Origin of the sequence: Stenotrophomonas sp. SMYL86, assembly GCF_036320025.1 — a bacterium.
Taxonomy (GTDB): Bacteria; Pseudomonadota; Gammaproteobacteria; order Xanthomonadales; family Xanthomonadaceae; genus Stenotrophomonas; species Stenotrophomonas maltophilia_A.
In genome coordinates this window covers 1-1395 of the sequence record NZ_JAWIRU010000038.1, presented here as the reverse complement: position 1 = coordinate 1395, position 1395 = coordinate 1, and the positions used below count along the sequence as shown (strand labels likewise).

Below are 1395 nucleotides of genomic sequence, written 5' to 3'. Positions count from 1 at the left end.
CCGTGCCGGCCTTTGGCCGGCACACCCCTTTGTAGAGTCGAGCCATGCTCGACTGCAGAAAACACCAAGGTAGCGCCGGGCCATGCCCGGCGTTTTGACCCGAGAAGACAAGGAAACACCCATGGCCGACAAGCCCAAGCAGATGCTGCTCGATCCCGGTTTTGAACTGACCCTGCGCCCGATGCGCTACCCGCAGTTCTATGACATGTACCGGAACGCGATCAAGAACACCTGGACGGTGGAAGAGATCAACTTCCAGATCGACATCACCGATCTGCACAGCAAGATGTCGCCGGGTGAGCGCCATCTGATCCACCGCCTGGTCGCGTTCTTTGCCACCGGCGACTCGATCGTGTCCAACAACCTGGTGCTGAACCTGTACCAGCACTTGAACGCGCCCGAAGCGCGCATGTACCTGTCGCGCCAGCTGTACGAAGAAGCGCTGCACGTGCAGTTCTACCTGACCCTGCTCGACAACTACCTGCCGGATCCGGAAGAGCGCGTCAAAGCCTTCGCCGCGGTGGAGAACATCGACTCGATCAAGAAGAAGGCCGACTTCTGCTTCAAGTGGATCGACTCGATCCAGGACCTGAAGCGCATCGAGACCCGTGCCGAGCGCCGCCAGTTCCTGCTCAACCAGATCTGCTTCGCTGCGTGCATCGAAGGCCTGTTCTTCTTTGCTGCCTTCGCCTACGTGTACTACTTCCGTTCGCGCGGCCTGCTGCCGGGCCTGGCCTCAGGCACCAACTGGGTGTTCCGCGACGAGAGCGCGCACATGGAGTTCGCGTTCGAGTCGGTGCGCGTGGTGCGTGAGGAAGAACCGGACCTGTTCGACGACGAGATGAAGCAGCAGGTCTACGACATGCTGGCCGAAGCCATCGAATGCGAAGTGCAGTTCGCCGAGGACGTGTTGTCCGGCGGCGTGGCCGGCATCTCGACCCGCGACATGCGCCAGTACCTGCAGCACTGTGCCGACCAGCACTTCGCCAAGCTGGGCATGGAAAAGAAGTACAACGTGCGCAACCCGCTGCCGTTCATGGAGCTGCAGGACGTGCAGGAGCTGACCAACTTCTTCGAACGCCGCGTCTCGGCCTACCAGGTCGGCGTGCAGGGCGAAGTCGCCTTCGACATGAACTTCTGATCGAACCGGTCAGTTCTGTCGCAACAAGAAACCCCGGCCAGCGCCGGGGTTTCTTGTTGGTAGCGCCGGGCCATGTCCGGCGGAGCCTGCCTGGTGCTACCGGCCGTCATGCTGCACGCGGGCCTTTGTAGAGTCGAGCTTGCTCGACTGCCGTTCGCGCAAAGCGGTCGAGCATCTTGTATGTTCCTCCCGGCTTGTATGTTCCTCCCGGCTCCTACGAGGTATGTAGGAGCCAGGGTGGAGGGACCGTCAAG

The 1395-nt window shown here is 61.2% G+C and carries 1 protein-coding gene; it reads left to right on the top strand.

From position 1 onward, the window contains the following. Positions 1 to 121 precede the first annotated feature (121 nt). A complete protein-coding gene (locus tag V3B64_RS21800) occupies positions 122 to 1141 on the top strand; it encodes a ribonucleotide-diphosphate reductase subunit beta (RefSeq protein ID WP_008264781.1) in 1020 nt (339 codons plus the stop codon). The last annotated feature ends 254 nt before the right edge of the window (positions 1142 to 1395 follow it).

Excerpts from the sequence above, each read along its gene's own strand:
- V3B64_RS21800 (WP_008264781.1), top strand. The coding sequence starts at position 122 with ATGGCCGACAAGCCCAAGCAGATGCTGCTCGATCCCGGTTTTGAACTG.